Here is a 24873-nt window from a genome sequence, read left to right on the forward strand (position 1 = left end):
GGGTACGGCGGATGCTGGGGGCTGCCGTTCGTGTCGCTCGTGAGCGGCAGCGGGGAGGCCGCTCGGACGTCTTCCGGGCGCTCGTCCTTCCGGCTCAGCCGCCGATGCGCGCTCAGGACTCCGGGGCGTAGTCAGCGAACCCGCCGACGACGTGGAACCTCGGCCCGAGCTCTGCCTGGATCGCCTCGACGAGAGCGTTCCCTTCCTCTACCCAGCGGCGCCCGATCTCGGGGTGGGGCCAGCGGATCGTCTTCTGAGGGTTGAGCGTGAACTTCCACTCGTCGTTCCATGCGCGGATACGTGTCTGAAGGTCTCTCGACAGACGAGCAGAGAATATGCCTACGACCCGTTGCGAGCTCGCCCATTCCGGCATGATGACGAGCTCTACGGGGCCCTCGCCGGGTGCAGGTGTCGACAGCATCCCCCCAGTCCATTGGGCTGCGCCCTGATCGTCAAGCGCTCGCGTCCGGCATGGACAGAACAGGTTTGGGCGAGTGCCGGTCCTAGTGCGCACGACGACGCCGATCGCTGTCAACACGAGCGGGAGCGTTATGCGCAGTGTTCTTCGAAAAAAGTAGACAGTAAAGACACCGAGTGGCATCAAACGCTATGCACGCTGCTCCCAGATTTTGCGCGCACCCTGTCTCGGGCGGATACTCATCCCATCCGCGCCGACCGTCTCGGCCGGGGAATCGACATGCACAGCACCCCTGCTCTCGCCCCTGAAACGACCATCGCCATCGTCGGCGCCGGCCGTCTCGGCGGCGTACTCGCACGGGCCCTCCGCGCAGCGGGCTTCGTCGTCATCGGACCCCTCCGTCGCGACGACCGAGCGCCGGATGCCGACATCGCACTGCTCTGCGTTCCCGATTCCGCCATCCCGGCTGTGGCTTTCGCCGTGCGACCGCATGCGCGGCTCGTCGCCCACGTCTCGGGGGCGACACCGCTCACCGACGTCGACTTCAGCCTCCACCCACTGCAGACCTTCACCGGCACAGAGGCTCCCGAGGTCTTCCACGGCATCGGCGTGGCTATCGACGGCCGCACCCCCGAGGCGCTCGAGGTGGCCGAGCAGCTCGCGCGGGCGCTCGACGCGAACCCGTTCCACGTCGGCGACGCCCATCGCGCGGAGTATCACGCCTCCGCATCCTTCGCCTCGAACTTCGTGCTCACCGTGCTCGACGCGGCAGAACGCCTCGCGAAAGACGCCGGGGTCGACCGCGCCCACCTCGCACCGCTCGTTCGGCAGACGGTCGAGAACTGGGTGGCGTCTGGCGCGGCGTCCGCTCTCACCGGACCGATCGCGCGCGGCGACGAGGCGACGGTCGCGCGTCAGCGCGCAGCATCCGGCGACTACCAAGACCTCTTCGACGCCCTCGCCACCGCCACCCGCGCGGTCGCAGGGCGCGCGCCGCATGCGACCACAGACAAGACCACCGAGGAGCCCGAGGCATGAGAATCCTCCGCACGATCGCCGAGGTGCGAGCCGCGGTCCGCGACGCCAAAGCAGCGGGCCAGTCCGTCGGACTCGTCCCCACGATGGGCGCCTTCCACGACGGCCACCTCTCACTCATGCGCGCTGCGCGTGAGCAGAACGACCTCGTCGTCGTCTCGCTCTTCGTCAACCCGACCCAGTTCGCCGCGAACGAAGACCTCAGCACCTACCCGCGCGACGAGGCCCGCGACGCCGCGCTCGCCGAGGCCGAGGGCGTCGACATCCTCTTCGCACCCGAGCCCGCCGTGATCTACCCCGACGGCTTCGCCACGAACATCCACGTCGCGGGCATCACCGAGGTGCTCGACGGCGCGAGCCGCGGGCCCCATCACTTCGACGGCGTCGCCACCGTCGTCACCAAGCTGTTCGGCATCGTGCAGCCCGACGTCGCCTATTTCGGACAGAAGGATGCTCAGCAGGTGCTCGTCGTCCGCCGGGTCGTGCGCGACCTCGACCTCGACGTGCGCATCGAGGCCTGCCCGATCGTCCGCGAACCCGACGGACTCGCCATGAGCTCGCGCAACGTCTACCTCGACGCGGATGCTCGCGCCCAGGCGACCGCGCTCAACCGCGCCCTCGACGCCGCCGACGTGGCGCACCGATCGGGGGAGAGCATCCTGTCTGCCGCCCACGCTGTTCTCGACGAGGCGGGCATCGCTGTCGAGTACCTGGAACTCCGGGACGCCGAGACCCTGCAGCCCGTGACGGCCGTCGAACGAGACGCGCTTCTGCTCGTCGCCGCCCGTGTCGGCGCCGCCCGACTGATCGACAACCACCTGCTCCGGGCGGCCGAGACCACTTTGGCCAAGACCCACACCACCACCGACGGAAAGGGCGACGCCTGATGCGACGCACCATGCTGAAGTCGAAGATCCACCGCGCGACCGTCACCGGCAGCGACCTGCACTACGTCGGCTCGATCACCGTCGACCCCGATCTGCTCGAGGCCGCCGACATCCTGCCGCACGAGCAGGTGCACGTCGTCGACGTCGACAACGGGGCCCGCTTCGAGACCTACACGCTGGTCGGCGAGCGCGGATCCGGCGTGATCCAGGTCAACGGCGCCGCCGCCCGCCTCGTGCACACCGGCGACACGATCATCGTCATCTCCTACGCCGACTACTCGCCGGAAGACCTCGTCGACTACGAACCCGTCGTCGTGCACGTCGATCGGTCGAACGCGATCGTTCGCGTCGACGACGCCGTCGGAGAACTGGTGGTCACCGCATGAGCGCCCACGCCGCCCCGACCAAGCGCCTGACCCTCAGCGATCTGGCCGCGAAGAAGCACGCCGGCGCGCCCATCGTCATGGTCACCGCCTACGATTTCCCGAGCGCGCAGATCGTCGAGGAGGCCGGTGTCGACCTGGTGCTCGTCGGCGATTCGGCCGCGATGACCGTGCTCGGCTACGACAGCACCGTGCCCGTCACGGTCGACGAGATGCTCATGCTCACGAAGGCCGTGCGCCGCGGACTCGAGAAGCCGTTGCTGGTCGGCGACCTGCCCTTCGGCTCGTACGAGGCGTCGGACGAGCTCGCCCTCGCGACCGCGCAGCGCTTCATCAAGGAGGCGGGCGTCGACCTGGTCAAGATCGAGCGCGGCGGCACGACGGTCGACCGCGCCCGCGCGCTGGTGAATGCCGGCATCCCCGTGGTCGGGCACGTCGGGCTGACCCCGCAGACCGCGACATCCCTCGGCGGATACCGTGCCCAGGGGCGCACCGCCGACGCCGCACTCGCCGTGATCGACGATGCCCTCGCGCTGCAGGATGCCGGAGTCTCGCTGCTCGTGATCGAAGCAGTGCCGTCGGAGGTCACCGCGGCCCTCGCGCCCCTGCTGCGCATTCCGCTGATCGGCATCGGAGCGGGAGCGGATGCCGACGGCCAGGTGCTCGTCTTCCACGACCTGCTCGGCATCTACGCCGGCGGCGTCGCCAAGTTCGTCAAGCGCTACGCAGATGTGCGGGGAGTGTCGGTCGCGGGGGTCCAGGCGTATGCCGACGAGGTGCGCGACGGGGTCTACCCCGCGCCCGAGCACGGGTACGGAATGCCCGAGGCTGAGGCCGCGCGGCTGCGGGAACTGCTCGCGGAGCGGTAGGTCGCGGGGCCGTCCGCGGTCGGGCATCCGCGACCCTTACTCCGCCCGGCGCGCCCGCAGCACCAGCGCGACGAGCGCGAGCACGATGACCGCGACCCCGTATCCGACGCACACGACTCCGAGCCCGAACACCCCGACCAGCGTCCCGGCGACCACGGCGGGCACTCCGAACGCGAGGTAGGCGAGCAGGTAGATCACGGCGAACGTGTCGGCGCGGTCGGTCGCGGGGATCCGTGGCGCGAGCGAGGCGACGACCCCCGAGAAGGCGGTGCCGAATCCCATGCCGGTGATCGCGGTCGCGGCGAGATAGAAGGGGAGCGACTCGGCCGAGAGGGCCCAGAGCGACAGGGCGGTTCCCGTCGCGAGCGCCGCGGTGCCGAAGATCACGGAGGTGCGCGGCGTGCGGTTGCGGAACACGAACGCCGTGATCGCGCCGACTCCCGCGAGCATCGCGACCGCGAGCCCCTGCCAGACGTGCGCCTCGCCACCGAGCTCGGTGCGCACGATGTTGGCGCCGAGCGAGAGGAAGAGTCCACCGGTCGCCCATCCGGCGATGATCGCGGGCGCGCCCCGCCAGAAGTCCGAGCGGATGCCGGCCGGCACCGACAGGCGGAAGCTCAGCGACGCCAGCGCTCCCGGTCGAAGCGGTGCGGTCTCGGGCGCGAGGAAGAAGAGCGCGGCGAGCACGATGTAGACGACGGTCAGCGGCGCGAAAACGTCGAGCAGCGGCTGGCCGGTCAGGTCGAGGGCGATGCCCGAGATCAGCGCGCCGAGGGCGAGGCCGATGCCGGGGCTGAGTGCGTTCCACAGAGCGGCGACCCTCGACCGTCCGCCGGGAGCGAGGTCGAGCGCCGCGGCCGAGAGCGCGGCGATGAGCACACCACTCGCCGCGCCCTGGAGGATGCGCGCGAGCATGAGCGTCGCGACGCTGTCGGCATGCCAGAAGAGCAGCATGCTCGCGGCGAGCAGGAGGAGTCCGCCGATCGCGACGGGACGGCGTCCGACGTGGTCGGAGAGAGATCCGGCGGTGAGCAGCGCGAGCAGCAGGGCGATCGCGTACACCGCGAACACGGCGCTGATGACGATCGCGTCGAACCCGATCTCGGCCGCGAGCACCGGGTAGAACGGCGACGGCGCGCTCGCACCCATCATCATCGCGATCTGCGTGACGATCGCGAGCGCGAAGCCGAAGCGCGAGCGGCGGATCGGCGCGGCCGTCGTAGTGGCGATCGGTGACGTGGTCGTCATCTGTGCTCCCGCGGGTCTGGGGTCGAGTTCGAGGTCTCGAACGAGTTGGGTTCGAGAATCATCGAACTATCGGAGCGTACTCGCCTTCCCGCGATTGTTCAACTATTCTCGAACCATGCCAGGCGACCTTCCGCATCCGGATCGTTCCGAGATCCAGCTCACCGACGTGCTCTTCGCGCTCAGTGACCCCGAACGCCTGGCCATCGCTCGACAGCTCGCCGACGGTCCGCTCGACATGGCCGCATGCCACGCCACCGACCCGAACCTCCCGAAGTCGACCAAGTCGCACTTCATGAAGGTGCTGCGCGAAGCAGGAGTCATCCGCAACGAGCCCAACGGACGGCGACGGATGCTGACGCTGCGCCGCGATGAGCTCGACTCGCTCTTCCCGGGGCTGCTGGACTCGGTGCTGCGGGGGTAGGTCGCCGGGGCTCAGCGGAAGTACGACGCCCCGTTGAGGTCGAGCACCGTACCCGAGGCCCACGCGGCCGTGGGTGATGTGAGGTAGGCGACGGCATCCGCCACCTCTTCGGGAGTGCCCACCCGACCGAACGGACTCTGCCCGCGGATGCTGTCGCCCTGCTCTCCCTCGAGCTTCGCCGACTGGCGCTCGGTCGCGACCATTCCCGGTGCGACCGACGTGACTGAGATGCCGTGAGGGGCGAGCACCAGGGCCATCGACTGGCCGAACGCCTGCAGCCCCGCCTTCGTCGCGGCATACGCGGGGTGATCGGCCTCGCCGCGGAATGCACCACGGGAGCCGACGTTGACGATCGCTCCACCGGCACCGCGCTCGATCATGTGCTGTGCCACCAGCATCGTCACGTTCGACGCTCCGAGCAGGTTCACCGAGACCATCGCAGACCACGCGGCCTGCCACTCGGCGTACGACGTCGAGTCGACGCGATGCTCATTCGCCGCACTCGGCGCGACCGCCGCGTTGTTCACCAGGATCTCGAGCGAGCCCAGCGCGGCGATGGCCTCCTCGACCACGCGCTGCGCCTCAGCCGGATCACCCAGGTCGCCGCCCACGAGAGCATGCCCCGAACCGTCGAGCGAGGCGAGTGTCTCCTCGGCAGCGGCGCGATCCCGGCCGTAGTGCACGACGACCCGATCGCCTCGGCGGGCGAACGCCTGGGCGACAGCGCGGCCGATTCCCCGCGAACTGCCCGTGATCAGTGCATTCGCCATCTCAGGACGCGACCTGCACTCGTCCGATCGTGCGTACCGGCGGCTCGATCTCCGCCCACACCGAATCGAGCGAGAGGTGCAGCACGCCCGCGATCGCCGCGATCGTCGAGAACGCGGGAGTCGCCACGCGACCCGACTCGATCTTGCGCAGGGTCTCGGGCGAGACCCCGGCGTCGAGAGCGACGCTCAGCATCGACCGCTCGCCACGCGCTCGCCGCAGCAGGGCGCCGAGACGCTCGCCTCGTTCGACCTCGGCAGGGGTGAGCGGCATCCGAACCATCATGTGCCGATTCTAATCCCGGGATAGTATTACCGGGATAGTTATTGGAATGACCACGATGCCGGATGCGGAGAGCACCATGATCGAGATCCTCACCAGCGACGAACTGGCCAGGGCGAGGGATGCCGGGGCGCTCGTCGGCGGCATCCTGCAGTCCCTGAAGGAGCGCGCGACCGTCGGCGTGAACCTGCTCGATCTCGACCGCTGGACGAAGCAGATGATCGAGGATGCCGGAGCCGAATCCTGCTACGTCGGCTACGCCCCGTCGTTCGGCCGCGGACCCTTCGGACACTACGTCTGCACCGCCGTGAACGACGCGGTGCTGCACGGGATGCCGCACGACTACGCCCTCGCCGACGGCGACCTGCTCACGCTCGACCTCGCCGTCACGCTGCGGGGGATCTCGGCCGATGCCGCCATCAGCTTCGTGGTCGGTGAGAGCGCAGCATCCGCCGATCTCGCGATGATCGACACGACCGAGCGGGCGCTCGCCGCGGCCATCGCCGTCGCCCGTCCCGGTGCCCGCATCGGCGACCTCTCGCACGCGATCGGCGCGGTGCTCAGCAGCGCGGGATACCCGATCAACCTCGAGTTCGGCGGCCACGGCATCGGCTCGACCATGCACCAGGACCCTCACGTCGCGAACGACGGACGCCCCGGCCGTGGCTACAAGCTGCGCCCCGGCCTGCTGCTCGCCCTCGAACCGTGGGTCATGGCCGACACCGACGAGCTGATCACTGACGACGACGGCTGGACTCTGCGCAGCGCCACCGGCTGCCGCACCGCCCACACCGAGCACACGATCGCGATCACCGAAGACGGCGCGGAGATCCTCACGCTCCCGCGCTGAGGACGAGTCGGCACAGGCTCACTTCCGGCGCGACGCACTCCGCGAGCCGCCCCGCACCCGGCGCACCGCGCGGCCGGCGAGATCCTTCAACCGCCCACCGGGCCACTGGCGACGCAGCTCGACCGCGCCGCCGCGCCCCGCGACCGGAGTGCAGGTGCGACCGGCGAGCAACGGCGAGCGTCCTGCGGCGGCGAGCGTCGCCGCATCCGCCGTGAGGGGAACGTCGAACGTCCATCCGGCCCGCCGCACGCTCACGAACAGCCTCGCGCCGCGCGACTCGTCATCGGGGCCGAACACCTTCAGCGGATCGATCGCGAGAGCGACAGAGTCGAGGTCGCGCGGCTTCACGCGCGCCACGCGGCGCTCGAGCCCCGCAGCCTTATCGCGCAGCACGAGTTCGACCCGGTCGTTCTGCAGCTCGCGCCCGGCTTCGAGCAGTCCGGTGGGCAGGCCGTCCATCGCCACGGGGAGAGACGTCAGCACGCCGGTGCCTGGTTCGACGACGAGAGCATCCTGTCCATCGCGGGTGATCGACACGGCGACCGTCAGATAGAGTCCGCCACCCCGCGACCATCGCGCCGAGGTCACGACGGCGCGGCAGGTCGTCTCGACCTCGAATCGCGCGAATGTCACGAGATCCGCACGGCGGTCGGCCCGCAGCAGCGCCGCCCTGATCCGGTTCGGGAACGCGAGCCCGCCGTCGACGCCCGGTCCGAACCGACGCTGCGCGAGCGGCCCGACCACGTCGAGCAGCCGCTCGCGATACTCGTCGGGATACCCGAGGAACTTCTTGCCCGTCAGTCGCTTCAGGATCTTGCCGCGGAACCAGTGCCGCAGCAGTCGATCGCGCAGTCGCCCGGGCTCGGTGTACCGCTCGACCAGGTCGAGCACGGCCTCGAGGTGCGGGAAGTACGTCTCGGGGTCGATCCGCGACGAGCTCGCGCTGCCCGCGTGCTTGACCCAGGCGTAGCAGGGCTGGCTCGCGAGGATCGAGATGGTCGACGCCTCGAAGTACGCGCGCATGACGAACAGGTGGTCCTCGAGACGCACCTTGCCCTCGGGGAAGCGGATGCGGTTCTCGCGCAGGAACGACGTGCGGAACATCTTGTGCGGCGTGAGCATCTCGAGCAGCGGATCCTCGCCGAGCCGTGCCTGGGGCACATCGCGACGGAAGATCCGGCTCGGCAGTCGGCGCCCGATCCCGACCTCCTTGCCGACCATGACGTCGGAGCCGTGCTGGTCGGCGTAGTCGCACAGTGCCTCGAGCGCCCCGGGGTAGAGCCAGTCATCCTGATCGACGAACTGGATGTACGTCCCTCGCGCCTCGTCGATCCCGTGGTTGCGGGGCGTGCCCGGCCACCCGGAATGCGGCAGGAACGCCACATGCAGGTAGTCCCGATCACGGGCGACCTCGACCAGCCGTGCTGCGGTCTCCTCGCCCGACCCGTCGTCGCACAGCAGCACCTCGAAGCGTGAGTGATCGAGCGTCTGGGCGTCGAGCGAGGCGATGAGTTCGTCGAATGCCGCACCCGGCTTGAACACGGGGACGACCACGCTCACTCGGATCGAGGTGGACGCGGGCTGAACGGCAGGAGAATTCGACATCGACGGAAGTCAAACACTGAGAGCTATGCGGCGCACGGGGCTTGCGCTCAGGCGCGCGTGCATGCAGAGGAGCCCGAACTCCCACCTCATACTCAGCCTTAACGATATATCGTTGACTATCGCTCACCACTTCCGGGAGGTCACCATGAACAACGCATTCCCCTCTAACCCGTTCGGCGGATCCGGCTTCGGCGCGGGCCCCGGCGGCCCCGCATCCGCGATCTTCGATGCCATGGACCAGCTCCGCAAGACGTTCGAGCAGCGCCCCAGCGGCGGCTCGCGCATGGCGAAGGGCGACGTCCGCACCGCGGTGCTCTCGCTCCTCACCGAGAAGCCGATGCACGGCTACCAGATCATCAACGAGATCGCCGATCGCAGCGGCGGCTCGTGGAAGCCGAGCGCAGGCTCGGTCTACCCCACGCTGCAGCTGCTCGCCGACGAAGGACTCATCGAGGCCGAGGAGCAGAACGGACGCAAGACCTACTCGCTCACCGAGGCCGGTCGCGCTGTCGCGTCCGAGCACACCGAGACCCCCGCCCCGTGGGAGTCGCAGTCGAAGGGCGAGGGCTCGCACGACAACCCCCGCTACAGCGCACTGCCCAAGGCCGGTGTCGACCTCGCGGCCGCCGCCGCAGCCGTCGGTCGCAGCGGCAGCACCGAGCAGGTGCAGCAGGCGGTCGAGATCCTCGACGACGCCCGCCGTAGGCTGTACTCGATCCTCGCTCAGGACTGATCGCACACGACCCAGGGACGACACATGACGGATGCTGCGGCGCAGGGCGCCCATCGTGCCCGGTACCGCCGCATCCTCTCGTTCGCGGCGCGTGAATTCCTCAAGATCTGGTGGTTCGAGCTCGTTCTGCCGAAGTTCGGTCTGAGCTCCGTCTCGGAGCGCACCCGAGCGCCGCGCATGCAGCGCTTCGCGAAGCGCTTCCACCTGCTCGCGGTCGAGCTCGGCGGCCTCATGATCAAGGTCGGCCAGTTCATGTCGTCGCGCCTCGACGTGCTGCCGCCCGAGATCACGAAAGAGCTCGAGGGCCTGCAGGACGAGGTTCCGTCCGTGCCGTTCTCCGGCATCCGCGCTGCCGCCGAGGCCGAGCTCGGTATGCCGCTCGAACAGGCCTACGCCTGGTTCGACGAGACGCCGGTGGCCGCGGCATCCCTGGGGCAGGCGCATCGAGCCCGTCTCGCAGCCCAGGATGCCGTCGACACCGGACTCGGCAGCGTGGTCGTCAAGGTGCAGCGCCCCGGCATCGACGAGATCGTCGCGGTCGACCTCGCGGCTCTCCGCCGCGTGGCCCGCTGGCTGACCCGCGTGCGCCTGGTCGCCGACCGCGTCGACGCCCCCGGTCTCGTCGAGGAGTTCGCGCAGACGAGCCTCGAGGAGATCGACTACCTGCACGAGGCGGCCAGTGCCGAGCGGTTCCGCGAGAACTTCGCCGAGGATGCGCGCGTCAGCGCCCCCGAGATCGTCTGGGAGCGTTCGACCCGCCGCGTGCTCACCCTGTCGGACGTCACGGCCATCAAGATCAACGACACGGATGCTCTGCGCGCAGCGGACATCGATCCGTCGGAGGTCGCCGACGTGTTCGCCGAGGTGATGTTCGACCAGGTGTTCACGCACAGCTTCGTGCACGCCGACCCGCACCCCGGCAACATCTTCGTGACGCCGGAGCCCGCATCCACCACCGGCCGGAACTTCCGACTCACCTTCATCGACTTCGGCATGATGGCCGAGGTGCCGGCCAGCCTCCGCGACGGATTGCGCACGCTGCTCATCGCGGTCGCCGGCCGTGACAGCAAGGGGCTCGTGGCCGCTGCGCAGGAGATCGGCGTGCTGCTGCCGTCGGCCGACACCGCCGAACTCGAACGCGCTCTCCGGGCGCTGTTCGCCCGTTTCGGCGGCATGGGCTTCGCCGAGCTGAGCAAGGTCGACCCGAAGGAGTTCACGGACTTCGCCGACGAGTTCGGCGACATGGTGCGCTCGCTCCCGCTGCAGCTGCCCGAGAACATGCTGCTGCTGATCCGCGCCGTCTCGCTGACCTCGGGCATGTGCTCGAGCCTCGACCCCACCTTCAACGTGTGGGATGCCGCCGAACCCTACGCCGGGCGTCTGCTGCGCGACGAGTCCGGCAACCTCATGCAGGAGATGGCGCAGCAGGCCATGGAGACCGCGGCCGTCACCTACCGTCTTCCCAAGCGGATCGACGCGATCATCACCCGCGTCGACGACGGCAATGTCACGTTCGACACCTCGCGCCTCGAGCGTCGCCTCGACCGGCTCGAGGGCATCGCCCGCCGCATCGGATCCGGCGTGCTCTTCGCGGCGATGCTCGTCGGCGGGGCGCTGCTCGTCCCCTCCATCCCACCGCTCGGCATCACCCTCCTCTGCGTCTCGGCCCTGCCCCTGCTGCACGCGGTCTTCGGCGGGCGCCGCCTGCGCTGACGGTCCTCCCACCCCGGCCGCAGAATGCCGGCATGGGAGAATGGGTTCTCATGGACACTCCGGACGATAAGACGCCCCCGAGGAACGACGCTCCGAAGACCACCACCGCCGCTGTCCGGCAGGCCGCGAAGGCCACCGAGACCGCCCAGAAGATCGTCCGTGACATCGCCGCCGTGCCGCCGCGCGGCGTGCATCCGGCGCTCGTTCCCGGTGTCGCGGTCGAAGAGACGGGCCGCACCTACCGCACCGACCCGCTCGTCTTCGGCATCGCCGTCGCACTGACCGTCGCGTTCATCGCGTGGGGCGTGTTCGCGGGTGACAACCTCTCGGGCACGACGTCCACCGTGCTCGCATGGGTCGTGGAGTACTTCGGCTTCTTCTTCACGACGATCGCCACCGTCATCCTCGTCTTCATGCTGTTCATCGGCTTCAGTCGCTATGGACGCATTCCCCTCGGCCGAGACGACGAAGAGCCGGAGTTCTCGATGTTCTCGTGGATCTCGATGCTGTTCGCCGCCGGCATGGGCATCGGCCTCGTCTTCTGGGGCGCCGCCGAGCCGCTCACCTTCTTCGAGAACCCGCCGCCCGGCACCGTCGAGGCGAACACTCTCGACGCGATGCACACCGCGCAGGCGCAGGTGCTCTACCACTGGGGCCCGCAGGCCTGGGCGTTCTACGCGCTCGTCGGTGGCGCGATCGCGTACGGCGCCTTCCGCCGCGGACGCACTCCGCTGATCTCGTCGATCTTCGCGCCGCTGCTCGGCGAGGGTCGCACGACCGGACCCCTCGGCCGCACGATCGACGTCTTCTCGATCATCGTGACGCTGTTCGGCACCGCGGCCTCGCTCGGTCTCGGCGCCCTGCAGATCGGCCACGGCGTCGAGATCGTCAGCGGCATCGGCGAGCTCGGCAACGGCGTGCTCATCGCCGCGATCGCCGTGCTCACCGCCTGCTTCATCGCCTCCGCCGTGTCGGGTGTCTCCAAGGGCATCCGCGCGCTGTCGAACATCAACGCGGTCGTGGCCCTGCTGCTCGCGTTCTTCGTGTTCTTCGTCGGTCCGACGCTGCTGATCCTCAACGTCATCCCCTCGGTCGCCGTGCAGTTCCTCGGCGACCTGCCCGAGATGGTCGCCCGCTCGGCCTCACAGGGCGACGAGGCGCAGATGTTCCTGTCGAGCTGGACGATCTTCTACTGGGCGTGGTGGATCTCGTGGTCGCCGTTCGTCGGCATGTTCATCGCCAAGATCTCGCGCGGCCGCACGCTCCGCCAGTTCGTGTCGGTCGTCATCGTCGTGCCCGCCGTCATCTCGCTCATCTGGTTCGCGATCTTCGGGACCACGGCCATCCAGCAGCAGATGGACGGCGCGAACCTCACGGTCGATCCGCCTGAGGAAGTCCTCTTCGGCGTGCTCGAGAACCTGCCGTTCCCGCTGATCACCAGCATCGTGCTCATCCTGCTGATCGCGATCTTCTTCATCACCGGGGCGGATTCCGCATCCCTCGTGATGGGCACGCTGTCGCAGCAGGGGCGGCCCGAGCCGTCGCGCTGGGTCGCGGTCGTCTGGGGTGTGCTGGTCGGAGTCATCGCCGCGGTGCTGCTCGTCACCGGCGAAGAGGGCAGCGGCCTGAAGTCGCTGCAGAACGTCACCATCATCGCCGCCCTGCCGTTCGCGGTGATCATGACGTTCATGATGGTCGCGTTCATGAAGGACCTCCGGCGTGATCCGCTGATCCTGCGCGACCGCTATGCCCGGATGGCCGTGCGCCACAGCGTCATGGCGGGGCTCGAGGAGTACGGCGACGACTTCGCCCTCGTGCCGGTCGAATACGACCACTCCGAAGACGACCTCGCCTGGATCGACGAAGCCGACGTCGACGACAGCCTCGCCGAGGTCTACGCGACCGCGACCGAGGCGATCGACATCATCCCGGACGCCGGGGCGGATGCCGATCCCGGTGCCGGTGCGGACGCCGATCCCGGCGCCGACCCCGCGGGACTCGCCGAGCGCCCGTCCTGACGTCGGGTGCGCGAGTGGCCCCGCATGGGTTTCGGCCCGGTGCGGGGCCAGTTACGCATCCGAATCGGCTGATTGCGGTGCGAAAGTGACCCCGCGTGGAATTGCGGTGCGAAAGTGACCCCGCGCGGCGGGCGGACGGCCGGTGCGGTTCAGGCGACGGCGGCCGCCTCGGAATCCGCACCGGACGCATCGTCCGTCCCGGGCGCGACCGTCTCGACCGGAAGGGCCGCTGCGTCGGTGATCCGGGCGGCCATGCCCGCGAAGATGAACCCGTGGAACGGCAGCACACCGAGCCAGTACAGGCGGCCGGCGAGTCCACGCGGGAAGAACACGGCGCGCTGCTCGTAGCGTGACCCGTCGCCGTCCGGCAGTGCCCGCAGCTCGAGCCACGCCTCGCCCGGCACCTTCATCTCGGCGCGCAGGCGCAGCAGCCCGCCGCTCGCGGGGGAGTCGTCCGTCTTGCGCCCGGGCTCCTCGACGGCCTCGACGCGCCAGAAGTCGATCGCGTCGCCGACCCGGGCCTCGACTTTGCTGCGGCGCCCGCGGCGAAGCCCGACGCCGCCGACGAGGCGGTCCATCCACCCGCGCACCGCCCACAGGAACTTCGACGAGTACCAGCCGTTCGACCCGCCGATGCCGATGATCACGCGCCACAGCCCGTCGACCGGCGCGGCGGTCTTCAGCTTGCGGGTGTCGGTGAAGACGGTGCGCCCGGCCCAGTCGGGGTCGCTCGGCAGCGGATCGCTCGGGGCGCCAGAGACCTCGGCATCCTGCCAGCTCGTCTCGATCGTGTCGGCGTCGAGTCGGCCCAGCGCCATCGACACGGCCTTGCGGTAGGGCGTCAGTCCGCCCTCGGGCTTCGGGATCAGGTCGTCGACCGCGTGGTCCTTCACGATGCACTCGTTCTGCAGCGACGCGACGAGCGGACGAGCGATCGATCGCGGAACCGGCGTCACCAGGTTCACCCAGTGCGACGCCAGGCCGGGGGTCAGTACGGGCAGAGCCGCGATGGCACGCTGACGAAGACCCGCTTCGAGCGCGTACCCGTTCATCATCTGGCCGTATCGCAGCACGTCGGGGCCGCCGATGTCGACCGCGCGGTTCACGTCGGCATCCACCCGTGCAGCTCCGAGCAGGTAGTGCAGCACGTCGCGCACGGCGATCGGCTGGATGCGGTTGCGCACCCACTTCGGCGCCGGCATGTACGGCAGCACGTCGGTGAGGTGGCGGATCATCTCGAACGATGCAGACCCCGAGCCGATCACGACACCGGCCTGCAGCACCAGCGACGGCACGCCGGATTCGAGGAAGATCTCGCCCACGCGCACCCGGGAGCGCAGGTGAGGGGAGAGCTTCGCGTCTTCGGGATGCAGTCCGCCCAGGTAGACGATGCGGTGCACGCCGGCAGCGGCCGCGGCACCCGCCACCGTCGTCGCCGCGCGCTCGTCGCTGTCTTCGAACCCCTTGCCGGCGGTCATCGAGTGGATCAGGTAGTAGACGACATCGACATCCTTCATGGCTTCGGCCACGGCATCCGCGTCATCGGCCGAGCCCTCGACGATCTCGCACTCCGAGCCCCAGGGGAAGGATGCCGCGCGTGCGGCGTCCCTCGCGAGCGTTCGCACCCGATATCCGGCGTTCAGCAGGCGCGGGGTGAGGCGGCCACCGATGTATCCGGTGGCTCCGAGGACGAGCGCGCGGGGCGCCGATCCGTCCTCGCGGGGGAGTGCGCGCAGGGCCTCTTCGTGCCCGGTGGGCTGGGTGAGCTCGGTCATGTGTTGAGCGTAAGCGGAATGCCTGAATATTTCGCTAGGGTGACAATTCACTAGTTCACCTAGTAATCTTTGTGCGGAGGAAGGTGTGACGCCATGACGACAGCAGCAGAAGCCCCCACGCGCCGCGATCTCCGAGCGCGCCGGATCGTGAGCCCCGAGGCATCGTCGGTCGCCCTCGCCCCGCTGTCGGCCCGCGAGGCCGTGGGCAGGCGCACAGGCATCGACCGCGTCGCTGCTTCCTCGTCACGCGTTTCGTTCGCGCAGGCTTCCTCGTCGCGCGCTCCGCTCTGGCAGGCCGCAGGCATCGTCGGTCTGATCGCCCTGATCGCCGCCGCGACGCTGCCCCTGATCGCCCAGATCCTCTCGCTCCCGCTGTGAGCGCAGAGCCGAAGTCGTGGACCGACTGAAGACCACCAGACCAACTGAAGACCACCGCTGATGAGAGAAAGGATCCCCCATGGGACTCGATGACAAGATCAAGAACGCCGCTCAGGACCTCGCCGGCAAGGCGAAGGAGGCCGCCGGCAAGGTGACCGACAACGAGAAGCTTGAGGCGGAGGGCCGCGCCGACCAGGCGAAGGCCAACGTCAAGAAGGCCGGCGAGAACGTCAAGGACGCGTTCAACAGCTGAGAACAGCCACACAGTGCGGGGAGGCGGCGACAGCCGCCTCCCCGTCGTCTGTCCGGCCCGGCCTACGAGGCAGATCCGGCACGAGAGAGAAGATGACTGCATGTCCGATCCACTGAAGACCGAGAACCTGACCCTGTGGCAGCGACTGCTCCGTCGCCTGCGACCGGCCAAGGGGGATGAACTGCGGCGCCTGACCGTCGAAGACGTCACGGTGGTCGACCGTCCGATGCTCCGCCGCGCCGTCGCGGGCACCGTGGTCGGCAACCTCATGGAGTGGTACGACATCGGCGTCTACGGCTACCTCGCCGTGATCATCGGGCGCGCGTTCCTGCCCGACGCATCGGCCGGTGCGCAGTCGCTCTTCTCGCTCGGCGTCTTCGCCGTGACGTTCGTCGCGCGTCCGCTCGGCGGCATCGTGCTCGGCCAGCTCGGCGACCGCATGGGTCGCCAGCGCGTGCTCGCATTCACGCTCATCATGATGGCCGCGGCGACGTTCCTCATCGGTGTCCTTCCCGACTTCTCGGTGATCGGCGTCTGGGCGCCCATCCTGCTGATCGTCCTCAAGCTCGCGCAGGGCTTCTCGACGGGCGGCGAGTATGCCGGTGCCACGACGTTCATCACCGAATACGCGCCCGACAAGCGCCGCGGCTTCTACGCCTCTCTGCTCGACCTCGGCTCGTACATGGGCTTCGCGATCGGCGCCGCATTCGTGTCGATCCTGCAGCTCACGCTCTCGGCCGAGGTCATGCAGGGCTTCGCCTGGCGCATCCCGTTCCTCGTCGCCCTGCCGCTCGGACTGATCGCGATCTACTTCCGGCTCAAGATCGAAGACACCCCCGCCTTCCAGGAGGCGCAGGATGCCGCCCAGCGCGCGGCCGACGACGCGAAGGAAGCGGTCGACGCCCCGAAGGGCGTCATCGCGCTGATCCGCGCGTACTGGCGCGAGCTGCTCACGGCCTTCGTTCTCGTCGCTGCCGCGAACACGGTCGGCTACGCCCTCACCTCCTACATGCCGACGTACCTGACCGGAACCCTCGGCTACGACGAGGTGCACGGCACGCTGCTCACGCTCCCGGTGCTCGTGGCGATGGCCCTCTGCATTCCGCTCACCGGCAAGCTGTCCGACCGCATCGGACGCAAGAGGGTCCTGTTCATCGGCTCGATCTCGGCGATCGTGCTGGCCGTGCCGTCGTTCCTGTTCATGATGCACGGCGAGATCTGGTCGACTCTGCTGGGCCTCGTGCTGCTCGCGTTCCCGGTCACGTTCTACGTCGCGAACCTCGCGTCGTCACTGCCGGCGCTCTTCCCCACGTCATCCCGCTACGGCGGCATGGGCATCTCGTACAACCTCGCGGTCGCGCTGTTCGCGGGTACGGCTCCGGTGGTGATGGAGGCGCTCGTGCAGCTGACCGGGTCGTCGCTCGCGCCGGCGTTCTACGTCATCGGCACCTCGATCGCCGGCTTCATCGCCGTGGTCGTGCTCAAGGAGTCGGCACGCAGGCCGTTGCCGGGTGCGATGCCGAGCGTGCAGACGCACGAAGAGGCCGTCGAGTTGGTCGAGACGCAGGAGGAGAACCCCGACCTGGACCTCGACGAGCTCTTCCCCGAGCGCCTCGAGAACGCGGAGTACGTGGCCGAACTGGCCGCGCAGGCGGAGCACGATGCGGTGGCCGGGCAGGCCTCGCGCGCAGACGAGCAGGGCGAGGGTCAGGCCGAGAAGGCCTGATCGACCTGTCGAGTGGTCGGCCGATTCGCGGCCGGCCCTCGGCAGTCACTCGCCGGAGGACTCCGACTCTTCGTGCGAGCGGATGACGTCGCGCAGCTCCTGATCGAGGTCGGATGCCTCTTCGATCGCCGACGTCATGCCCGCGAGGAAGTGCGTGACGATGCCGCGCTCCTTGTCGCTCATCTCATCGACGAGCGCGAGCATCCGGCGGTGCATCGCCCCGAGGGTCTCGCGCACCTCGTCGTCGCTGCTGACGGTCGGCACGACGACGCCGGCACGGCGGTCGGTCGGGTGCGGCTCGCGCTTCGCGTGACCGCCCTTCTCGAGCCGGTCGATCAGAGTCGTCGTCGAAGCGGTCGAGATGTCGAGCATGCGGGCGATGTCGATCGGGCGCACGATGCGACCGGCCCGCTGTTCGCGCAGCAGGAAGCGCAGTGCCACCAGATCGGTCTCGTTCATGCCCATCGACACCCGGGTGCGGGCGCGCATGGCGGTCTCGGCCGCGCGGTAGCGACGCAGCATGTTCAGCACGTCGACCGTGCTGGCGGTGCTCGAATCGGGGTACCAGTAGCCGGAGCGGCCGAACTCCTCAGGCTTCTCCATCACGCCACCTCGCCATCGTCGCTGCGTGCGTCGTCGGTCGCGCGTTCGTCGGCCTCGCGGGAGAGCATCTCGATCGCGCCGGATTCGACCTCTGCGGGAACGATCTGCAGGATGCCGCCGGTGATGGCGTCATGCTCGGCGGAGACGATCTGGTCGAGGCGCCACGTAGGGACGGACGGGAAGCGTTCCCGCAGGCGATCGAGCATGTCGGCGTACATGATGTACCCCGCATCCTCGAGTGTGAATCGCTCGACCATGGCTTCCCTTCCCGCAGACATCCATCTTCGCACCCGAACAGAGTCCCTGGTCGCATTGGATTTCGCTAGCCAGCCTGGTTACCTTTTCATCGAGTATCATGGGAGCGTCAGGGGGTGACACATGGCAAGCAGGACCGAGCTGCAGACCACGACTACCGAACTCGTCGCGCGCGTCGATGAGCTTCGTCGCGCCGAGGCGCAGTTGGGGCGTCGGCTGGCGGCCATGCGCGCGCCGAATGACACCGATCGCGAGGCGATGCGGTTCATCGCGGATGCTCCCTCGGACGCGCCGGCCACGCCGGGCGGCCTCGCCGCTCATTTGAACGTGAGCACTGCGGCGATCACGAGCCTGCTGCGTCGACTGCAGGAGCGTGGGCAGATCGTCATCGCCCCGCACCCGGCCGATGCCCGGTCGAAGGTTCTGCGCCCGTCGCTGCGGGATCTGCACTCACCGGCCGATGAGCTCACGCAGCGCATCGAGTCTCTCGCGAGCGAGTTCACGCCGGAGCAGACCGAGGCTGTGACGCGTTTCCTCCGCCGGCTCGCCGAAGAGATCGGCGACCTGCCTTAACTTCCGACTGGGATTTAGCTAGGTAACCTAGTAATCTATCTTTCAAGCAGTATTTCGCTTGAGGAGTGATCATGGGTTACCTGACGTATGGAAACACCGCAGCGCCGATCGAGGTCGACGACGCGCTGCTCACGCACCTGAGGCTCGTGATCGTGACGAAGCTCCGGCGCAATGAGTCCTTCCCGCTGACGCTTCCTCTGCGAAGCGGCGTGGCTGAGACGCTTTGGCTCCATGCTTCGATCCCGCTGCGATTCGCGATCGAAGACGAGGCGGCGATCGATCGCCCTCTGGTGGTCGCGATGATGAACGCCGCGAGCTCATCCGGCGGTCTCGACGTCACGCGTGAGGAGTTCGCCGCCTCCGCGGTCGGTGCTCGCACGCTCCATGCGATGAGTGCGTGACCCATGTCAGCTCGGATCAGAAAAGCGGCGAAGGCCGTCGCCGGCGTGCGTGCGCGCTCGGCGTCCCGGTCAGGCGGACTCTGGGTCGAGGTCGACCCCGGCTTCCATGTCGGAAATGATCGACGCCAGTTCCTCGGCTCCATCGCCGGAACGCCTCTCGAGGGGTTCCGCGCCTTCGGCCCGCAATCGGACTTCCTCGGAATGTTCGACGAGCTCGATGCGGCGAAGGTCGCTGTGGCCGCGGCTGCATCGAGCGCGGTGACCGCTCCCGAGGTTGAGCCGCAGCTGAACTGAGTCCCCTCGGCTGAGGCTCGGTGCGATTTCCAGACGATGCCGATGGGCGTGTACGGTCGTTGCTATGACTTCGATCGAATCGATTCGACGACCGGCACCGGATCGGGCTTCCCGACGTGCGCGCATCGCCGTCTCGGCGCTGTTCCTGACGAACGGCGCGCTGTTCGCCAACATCCTTCCGCGCTACCCCGAGATCAAATCCGCACTCGGTCTCGACAACGTCGGTTACGGTCTCGCGATCGCGGCGTTCCCCGCCGGAGCGATCGCCGCCGGCCTCCTCGCCGCAGTGCTGATCCGTCGGTTCGGCTCGGCGCGCATCGCCGTGTTCGGCACGATCGCCACCGGGCTCGGTCTGCTCGCCGCCGCCGTCGCGCCCTCCGGCATCCTCTTCGCCGTCGCGCTGCTGCTCGGCGGAGCGTCCGATGCGATCACCGACGTCGCGCAGAACGCGCACGGCTTGCGCGTGCAGCGCCGCTACGGACGCTCGATCATCAACTCGTTCCACGCGATCTGGTCGATCGGCGCGGTGCTCGGCGGCGGAATGGCCGCCGTCGCGATCGCACTGCAGCTGCCCCTCGGCGTGCACCTCGGCATCTCGACCGCGGTATTCGCCGCCGTGGCGTTCACCGCGCTCTGGTTCGGCCTGCCCGGCCGCGACGAAGAGGCGGATGCCGAGGCCACCGCCGAACCCGTCGAGCTGCAGACCGCGGTGCGCCGCGGCGTGAGCCCGCGCATCGTGATGATGGTCATCGCCCTCACGCTCATCGCGATGGCGGGTGCGATCGCCGAGGATGCCGGAAACTCGTGGGCCACGCTGTACCTCAGCGAGTCGCTCGGCGCCGCGGCCGCGATCGCACCGCTCGGCTTCATCGCCCTGGTCGGCGCGCAGTTCATCGGACGGATGCTGGGCGACGGCATGACCGACCGCTTCGGCCAGCGGGCGGTCGCCAGGGTCGGCGGTCTGATCGCCGCGGGCGGTATGACCCTCGCCCTGATCTTCCCGAGCGTGCCCGGAACCATCGCGGGCTTCGCGGCGGTCGGCTTCGGCATCGCGACGCTCATCCCCGCGGCCATGCATGCCGCCGACGAGCTGCCTGGACTGAAGCCGGGCACGGGCCTCACGATCGTGTCGTGGCTGCTGCGGCTCGGCTTCCTGCTCTCGCCACCGTTCGTCGGATTCATCGCCGACACCGAGAGCCTCCGGGCGGGGTTGATCGTGGCGCCGGTCGCGGCACTCGTCGCGGTGCTGCTCGCCGGCGTGCTCGACAAGCGCAAGGTCCGGGAGTAGGGCTTGGGGCCGGCGGCCGAGGAGGTCGACAGAGGCCTCTAGAGTGGTGCCGAGAGCGTCTTCCCGCAGCGGGCCGCGAGTTTTCGCAGTATACGTATTCAATCCTCAAGAATTCCTGGAATATAGGCTTCCCTAAGTCCGTTGCATACGTATACCATCAGCGTCATGGGACATATCAAGCATCGGGCACTGCCGGTACTCGCCCTCGCAGCGGTGGGCATGATCGCCCTCTCCAGCTGCGGCGCCGGGACCCGCACCGACAACGCGAACTCGACAACGGTGTCGTGTGACTACACGGCTCCGGAGGGCAAGACCACGGTCAACGTCCTCGCCTACAACTCCTCGGCGATCGACCCGTTCACCGACACCATGGTGTCGAGCTGTTCGAACGACGACGTGACGCTGAAGCACGACCCGATCGACTTCGGCGGGCAGGTGACCAAGACCACGGCGACGCTCGCCGGCGACTCGGGCACCTACGACATCCTCGAAACCTACGGATTCGTCATCCCGGGCTTTGCCGAAGAGAAGAAGCTCGTTCCGCTGAACGACCTCTGGGACAAGTATGCCGACGACTACGGTCTGGGCGAGATCAGCGAGTCGATGGTGGAGGGCATGTCGTACGACGGCGACATCTACGCCATCCCGATGCAGGCGCAGATGTTCGTCATGGCATACCGCACGGATGTCTTCGACGACCTGGGGCTCGAGGTGCCGACCACCTTCGACGAGATGATCTCCGCCGCCGAGGCGATCCAGGCCGAGGGGCTCATGGACTACCCGATCGCGCTGCCGTGGCTCGCGACGAGCGACGTCTCCACCGGTTTCCAGGCCGCGATGAACTCGCTCGGCGCCGACTTCGTGAACGCCGACGGCGACGTGACGCTCGACGGCCCCGAGGCCAAGCAAGCCGTCGAGGCGATGCTCGCGCTCAAGCCGTACATGGATCCGCAGGTCACGACCTTCGACCAGCCCAAGGTGCAGCAGCAGATGTTCAACGGCACTGCGGCCATGTCGATCATGTTCTCGGGCCGGATGATCGACCTGACGCTGCCGGAGAACTCGAAGCTCTCCGACTCGTTCGGCTTCGCGGGGGCGCCCAAGCTCACGACTGACGCCGACTACTCCTACAACCGCCTGTCGATCGACGGATGGTCGATTCCGTTCAACACGAAGCTCGACCACGACATGCTCTTCCAGATGATGGCCTCGGCCGTCAGCGAAGACGCGTCGACGGCATCCGTTCCGGCGGCCTACCCGGCCCGCGAGGGGATGGTCACCGAAGAGAACTCGCCGTACGGCGCCGCCGCCAACGACTCGATCGCCTCGGCGATGCCGCCGATCGTGTCGCCGGTGCTGGCCGACCTGACGAACGAGATCCGCCCGATCCTCGTCGAGATCCTCAACGGCAACGTCTCCGTCGACGACGGGCTGGCGCAGATGCAGGCAACCGGCGAGTCCTTCGTCGGCTGATCCAGGACCGCCGGTCCGCGGCTGTGGCCTGAGCGCGAGTTCAGGCCACAGCTCGTCCAAGGGAGGACGCTTATGAAGACACGCGAGTTCTGGTTGCTCTTCGCACCGAGCCTGCTGGTGATGGGGGCGCTCCTCGTGCTCCCCCTGGTGCGCACGGTGCAGTGGAGCTTCGAGCAGGTCCGCTACGGCTCACCCGGATCGTTCGTCGGGCTCGACAACTTCGTCTACGCGCTGACTGATCCGCGCTTCCACCGGGCGGTCGCCTTCACCGTGATCGTCACGGTCATCACGACCGTGATCCTGCTCGTGTTCGGGTACATCATCGCGACAGGCGTCAACAGGATCACGACGTCCCGTCCGCTGGTACTCGGCATCCTGCTCGTCTCGTATGTGCTGCCCAACCTCGTGGGGGCTGTGGCGTTCTCGTGGCTGTTCGACGACAGCTTCGGCGGCGTCGTCAACCGGTTCATCGGGTTGATGGGCGGCACCCAGGTGCTCTGGTTCACCGACCAGGTTCCCAACGCGATCCTCGTGATCGCGAACACTGTCTGGTCGATGCTCCCGTTCGCGATGCTGATCATCCTGGCGGGGCTGCAGGGGGTGCCGAACGAACTGAAGGAAGCCGCGAAGATCGACGGAGCGAACGCCTTCCAGACCCACATCAGCGTGATCATCCCGACCATTCGCGGGGTGCTCGGGTTCGTGACGCTGATCACGATCATGGACGTACTGAGGATGTTCGACAACCTGATCCCCCTGTCGCCGCAGGCGCAGTCGATCGGCAACGAGTCGATCATGCTCTACGTCTACTCGGTCGCCTTCGCCGACGGCGCACAGAACCTCGGCCTCGGCAGCGCGATCAACGTGCTCACCATCGTCCTCATCCTCATCATGCTGATCCCGTTCATCCGGGGCATCTTCAAGGAAGCGAAGGCAGAACGATGAGCCTCACGACCTCCGAGCTCTCCGACTCCGAGCTCTCCACCCGGGCGATCATCACCAGCGGCGCATCGAAGCGCAAGCGGCGCGGACCGAACCGCCCCCCGGTCGTCACCGGACTGCTGCTCGGCATCCTCTGCATCGTGATGCTCAGCCCGTTCATCTGGATGGCGCTGTCGGTCACGAAGCCCACAGACGTCGCGTTCTCGAACCCGCCGGTGTTCTGGGACTACGAGCCCACGCTGCAGGCCTTCGTCAACCTGTGGGAGACGACCTACTTCGCGGACTACCTCGTCAACACCCTCGTGGTCGCCGTCGTCTCGACCGTGCTCGCGCTGGTCATCGGCATCCCCGCGGCGTACGCGCTCTCGAGGTTCCCGAGCTATGTTTCGGCGCTGCTGCTGGTGCTCGCCCTGATCTTCCGGGCGCTCCCGCGCTTCTCGGTCGTGCTGCCGATGTACGACATCAGCAGGGCGCTCGGCATCTACGACACGACGTTCGCGTTGGCGATCGCCCTCGTCGCGATCAACCAGCCGTTCACGATCTGGCTGCTGCGCAACTTCTTCGCCGAGATCCCCCGGGAGCTCGACGAGGCCGCCATGATCGACGGATGCACCAGGATCGGGATGCTGCGCAGGGTGATGATCCCGCTGATGGGCCCCGGCATCCTGACGGCCGGTATCTTCGTCTTCCTGTTCGCGTTCCAGGAGTACCTCACGGCGCTCGTGCTCACCGACACCTCGTCGAAGACCGTGCCGGTGTTCATCGCCACCCAGCTCGGGCAGACCCTGCCGATGCTGCAACAGGCGGGAGCCGCATCCATGCTGCTCACGATCCCGGTGTTCGTGATCGCGTTCATCGCGCAGAAGTACCTCGTCGCCGGCCTCAGCGACGGCGCTGTGAAGGGCTGACATGGCGGTCGCGGTGCCGCCGCTCGTGCTGCTGGCCGGCATGAACTGCACCGCCGATCTATGGGAGGACGGCGGTTTCGGAGGGGGAGCAGGTGGGGCGATCCGGCCGGTGCTGGATCGCCCCACCGTCTCGGGGCAGGTCGATGCGCTGCTCGACGAGCTGCCCGATTCGTTCATCGTGGTCGGGCACTCGCTCGGCGGCATCGTCGGCATGGCGCTCGCGCTCGCCGCTTCGACGCGTGTCGCGGGGCTCTGCCTCGTGTCGACCAACGCCAAGGCGCCGACCGATGCGCAGCGCTCCGGCTGGACGAGCTGGCTGGATGCTCTCGAAGGTGGTGCTGAGCCGCGAGCGCTGCAGGACAGCATCCTCCAGCCTCTGCTCGGAGAGAACGTCGTGCGAGATCGTCCCGACCTCGTGGAGCGCACGCTGCGCATGGGCGAGGAGACCGGGGCCGAGCGGCTGCGGGCTCAGCTGCGGATGCAGCTCACACGCGCCGATCTGCTGTCGCGACTCGGCGGACTGACCATGCCGACGCTCGTCGTCTCAGGACTCGACGACGTCATCTGCCCGCCGCGCTTCCACACCGAGATCGTGTCGGCGATGCCGGACGCACGGCTCGTGTCTCTGGATGCCGGCCACCTGCTGCCGCTCGAGAGGCCGCGGGAATTCGGTGGACTCGTGCGGTCGTGGCGCTCGCACCTCCGCATCTGAGCCGACAGACGCTCGGGCGCCGTCGCGCGGCCTCCCGAAGGGTCGGGATGGAGCCGCGAGGC

Annotated in this window: 28 protein-coding genes; 20 read left to right on the top strand and 8 right to left on the bottom strand. The window is 68.3% G+C overall.

The features are described 5' to 3' along the window. Positions 1-112: 112 nt before the first annotated feature. On the bottom strand, positions 113-421 hold the full coding sequence (locus MRBLWH13_RS17360; protein WP_341956158.1) for a hypothetical protein: 309 nt from the start codon (positions 419-421) through the stop codon (positions 113-115). 276 nt (positions 422-697) lie between these two features. Here MRBLWH13_RS17360 and MRBLWH13_RS17365 point away from each other — a divergent pair, with 276 nt between their 5' ends. From MRBLWH13_RS17365 to panB, 4 genes are read left to right on the top strand one after another with little or no spacing between them, the layout of a single operon-like run. After that, on the top strand, positions 698-1456 hold the full coding sequence (locus MRBLWH13_RS17365) for a DUF2520 domain-containing protein (RefSeq protein ID WP_341956159.1): 759 nt from the start codon (positions 698-700) through the stop codon (positions 1454-1456). Next, positions 1453-2340, top strand: a complete 888-nt coding sequence (panC, locus tag MRBLWH13_RS17370; protein ID WP_341956160.1) for a pantoate--beta-alanine ligase — start codon at positions 1453-1455, stop codon at positions 2338-2340. The genes MRBLWH13_RS17365 and panC overlap by 4 nt, the downstream gene beginning before the upstream one ends. Next, complete coding sequence (panD, locus tag MRBLWH13_RS17375; protein WP_341956161.1) at positions 2340-2726, top strand: aspartate 1-decarboxylase; 387 nt, start codon at positions 2340-2342, stop codon at positions 2724-2726. The genes panC and panD overlap by 1 nt, the downstream gene beginning before the upstream one ends. Beyond that, entirely contained in the window at positions 2723-3592 is an 870-nt protein-coding gene (gene panB / locus MRBLWH13_RS17380) for a 3-methyl-2-oxobutanoate hydroxymethyltransferase (protein WP_341956162.1), read from the top strand. The genes panD and panB overlap by 4 nt, the downstream gene beginning before the upstream one ends. Before the next feature lie 36 nt (positions 3593-3628). On the opposite strand, the gene MRBLWH13_RS17385 is transcribed toward panB, so the two are convergent. Beyond that, on the bottom strand, positions 3629-4840 hold the full coding sequence (locus tag MRBLWH13_RS17385) for an MFS transporter (protein WP_341956163.1): 1212 nt from the start codon (positions 4838-4840) through the stop codon (positions 3629-3631). Positions 4841-4955: 115 nt separating this feature from the next. Here MRBLWH13_RS17385 and MRBLWH13_RS17390 point away from each other — a divergent pair, with 115 nt between their 5' ends. After that, positions 4956-5261 (top strand): transcriptional regulator, encoded by a 306-nt coding sequence (locus MRBLWH13_RS17390; RefSeq protein WP_341956164.1) that lies wholly within the window; start codon positions 4956-4958, stop codon positions 5259-5261. An 11-nt stretch (positions 5262-5272) separates the two neighbouring features. Here the strand turns inward: MRBLWH13_RS17390 and MRBLWH13_RS17395 are convergent, their stop codons facing one another. Beyond that, the gene (locus MRBLWH13_RS17395) at positions 5273-6031 is read right to left on the bottom strand and encodes an SDR family oxidoreductase (RefSeq protein WP_341956165.1); all 759 of its coding nucleotides are present in this window, start codon (positions 6029-6031) and stop codon (positions 5273-5275) included. 1 nt (position 6032) lies between these two features. Continuing rightward, positions 6033-6311 carry a helix-turn-helix transcriptional regulator gene (locus MRBLWH13_RS17400; protein WP_056512766.1) on the bottom strand — a complete coding sequence of 93 codons (279 nt, stop codon included), beginning with the start codon at positions 6309-6311 and terminating at the stop codon, positions 6033-6035. A gap of 79 nt (positions 6312-6390) precedes the next feature. On the opposite strand from MRBLWH13_RS17400, the gene map reads away from it, so the two are divergent. Then, on the top strand, positions 6391-7161 hold the full coding sequence (gene map / locus MRBLWH13_RS17405; RefSeq protein WP_341958344.1) for a type I methionyl aminopeptidase: 771 nt from the start codon (positions 6391-6393) through the stop codon (positions 7159-7161). 18 nt (positions 7162-7179) lie between these two features. Here map and MRBLWH13_RS17410 read toward each other — a convergent pair whose 3' ends face one another. Further along, the gene (locus tag MRBLWH13_RS17410; RefSeq protein ID WP_341956166.1) at positions 7180-8766 is read right to left on the bottom strand and encodes a glycosyltransferase family A protein; all 1587 of its coding nucleotides are present in this window, start codon (positions 8764-8766) and stop codon (positions 7180-7182) included. Between the two features lie 145 nt (positions 8767-8911). Here MRBLWH13_RS17410 and MRBLWH13_RS17415 point away from each other — a divergent pair, with 145 nt between their 5' ends. From MRBLWH13_RS17415 to MRBLWH13_RS17425, 3 genes are read left to right on the top strand one after another with little or no spacing between them, the layout of a single operon-like run. Continuing rightward, positions 8912-9499 carry a PadR family transcriptional regulator gene (locus MRBLWH13_RS17415; RefSeq protein WP_341956167.1) on the top strand — a complete coding sequence of 196 codons (588 nt, stop codon included), beginning with the start codon at positions 8912-8914 and terminating at the stop codon, positions 9497-9499. Between the two features lie 24 nt (positions 9500-9523). Beyond that, the gene (locus tag MRBLWH13_RS17420; RefSeq protein WP_341956168.1) at positions 9524-11212 is read left to right on the top strand and encodes an AarF/ABC1/UbiB kinase family protein; all 1689 of its coding nucleotides are present in this window, start codon (positions 9524-9526) and stop codon (positions 11210-11212) included. Between the two features lie 50 nt (positions 11213-11262). Continuing rightward, positions 11263-13230, top strand: coding sequence for a BCCT family transporter (locus MRBLWH13_RS17425; RefSeq protein ID WP_341956169.1), 1968 nt, complete (start codon positions 11263-11265; stop codon positions 13228-13230). A 149-nt stretch (positions 13231-13379) separates the two neighbouring features. On the opposite strand, the gene MRBLWH13_RS17430 is transcribed toward MRBLWH13_RS17425, so the two are convergent. Next, a complete protein-coding gene (locus tag MRBLWH13_RS17430; RefSeq protein WP_341956170.1) occupies positions 13380-15005 on the bottom strand; it encodes an SDR family oxidoreductase in 1626 nt (541 codons plus the stop codon). Between the two features lie 93 nt (positions 15006-15098). Between MRBLWH13_RS17430 and MRBLWH13_RS17435 the strand changes: the two genes are divergently transcribed. The 3 genes from MRBLWH13_RS17435 to MRBLWH13_RS17445 all read left to right on the top strand — a co-directional run bounded on the left by MRBLWH13_RS17435 (position 15099) and on the right by MRBLWH13_RS17445 (position 17362). Further along, complete coding sequence (locus MRBLWH13_RS17435; protein ID WP_341956171.1) at positions 15099-15383, top strand: hypothetical protein; 285 nt, start codon at positions 15099-15101, stop codon at positions 15381-15383. 79 nt (positions 15384-15462) lie between these two features. Then, positions 15463-15636, top strand: a complete 174-nt coding sequence (locus tag MRBLWH13_RS17440) for a CsbD family protein (protein WP_082477872.1) — start codon at positions 15463-15465, stop codon at positions 15634-15636. Between the two features lie 100 nt (positions 15637-15736). After that, a complete protein-coding gene (locus tag MRBLWH13_RS17445; protein WP_341956172.1) occupies positions 15737-17362 on the top strand; it encodes an MFS transporter in 1626 nt (541 codons plus the stop codon). A 45-nt stretch (positions 17363-17407) separates the two neighbouring features. On the opposite strand, the gene MRBLWH13_RS17450 is transcribed toward MRBLWH13_RS17445, so the two are convergent. Then, positions 17408-17965: a MarR family transcriptional regulator gene (locus tag MRBLWH13_RS17450; protein ID WP_341956173.1), complete on the bottom strand. Its 558-nt coding sequence runs from the start codon at positions 17963-17965 to the stop codon at positions 17408-17410. Next, the gene (locus MRBLWH13_RS17455; RefSeq protein WP_341956174.1) at positions 17965-18222 is read right to left on the bottom strand and encodes a hypothetical protein; all 258 of its coding nucleotides are present in this window, start codon (positions 18220-18222) and stop codon (positions 17965-17967) included. Before MRBLWH13_RS17455 ends, MRBLWH13_RS17450 begins: the two co-directional genes overlap by 1 nt. A gap of 121 nt (positions 18223-18343) precedes the next feature. On the opposite strand from MRBLWH13_RS17455, the gene MRBLWH13_RS17460 reads away from it, so the two are divergent. The 8 genes from MRBLWH13_RS17460 (at position 18344) to MRBLWH13_RS17495 (ending at position 24811) form a co-directional block, all read left to right on the top strand. Then, a complete protein-coding gene (locus tag MRBLWH13_RS17460; RefSeq protein ID WP_341956175.1) occupies positions 18344-18793 on the top strand; it encodes a MarR family transcriptional regulator in 450 nt (149 codons plus the stop codon). Between the two features lie 71 nt (positions 18794-18864). Then, positions 18865-19194 carry a hypothetical protein gene (locus MRBLWH13_RS17465; protein ID WP_341956176.1) on the top strand — a complete coding sequence of 110 codons (330 nt, stop codon included), beginning with the start codon at positions 18865-18867 and terminating at the stop codon, positions 19192-19194. A 3-nt stretch (positions 19195-19197) separates the two neighbouring features. Continuing rightward, positions 19198-19488, top strand: a complete 291-nt coding sequence (locus MRBLWH13_RS17470) for a hypothetical protein (protein ID WP_341956177.1) — start codon at positions 19198-19200, stop codon at positions 19486-19488. Between the two features lie 64 nt (positions 19489-19552). Then, positions 19553-20776 carry an MFS transporter gene (locus MRBLWH13_RS17475; protein WP_341956178.1) on the top strand — a complete coding sequence of 408 codons (1224 nt, stop codon included), beginning with the start codon at positions 19553-19555 and terminating at the stop codon, positions 20774-20776. Positions 20777-20941: 165 nt separating this feature from the next. After that, the gene (locus tag MRBLWH13_RS17480) at positions 20942-22249 is read left to right on the top strand and encodes an extracellular solute-binding protein (protein WP_042537269.1); all 1308 of its coding nucleotides are present in this window, start codon (positions 20942-20944) and stop codon (positions 22247-22249) included. Positions 22250-22321: 72 nt separating this feature from the next. Continuing rightward, the gene (locus tag MRBLWH13_RS17485; RefSeq protein WP_042537267.1) at positions 22322-23194 is read left to right on the top strand and encodes a sugar ABC transporter permease; all 873 of its coding nucleotides are present in this window, start codon (positions 22322-22324) and stop codon (positions 23192-23194) included. Next, positions 23191-24099, top strand: a complete 909-nt coding sequence (locus tag MRBLWH13_RS17490; RefSeq protein WP_056375345.1) for a carbohydrate ABC transporter permease — start codon at positions 23191-23193, stop codon at positions 24097-24099. The genes MRBLWH13_RS17485 and MRBLWH13_RS17490 overlap by 4 nt, the downstream gene beginning before the upstream one ends. A 1-nt stretch (position 24100) precedes the next feature. Further along, positions 24101-24811, top strand: a complete 711-nt coding sequence (locus tag MRBLWH13_RS17495) for an alpha/beta fold hydrolase (protein WP_341956179.1) — start codon at positions 24101-24103, stop codon at positions 24809-24811. Positions 24812-24873 lie beyond the last annotated feature (62 nt).

The sequence above is a fragment of the Microbacterium sp. LWH13-1.2 genome (assembly GCF_038397735.1).
Lineage (GTDB): Bacteria > Actinomycetota > Actinomycetes > Actinomycetales > Microbacteriaceae > Microbacterium.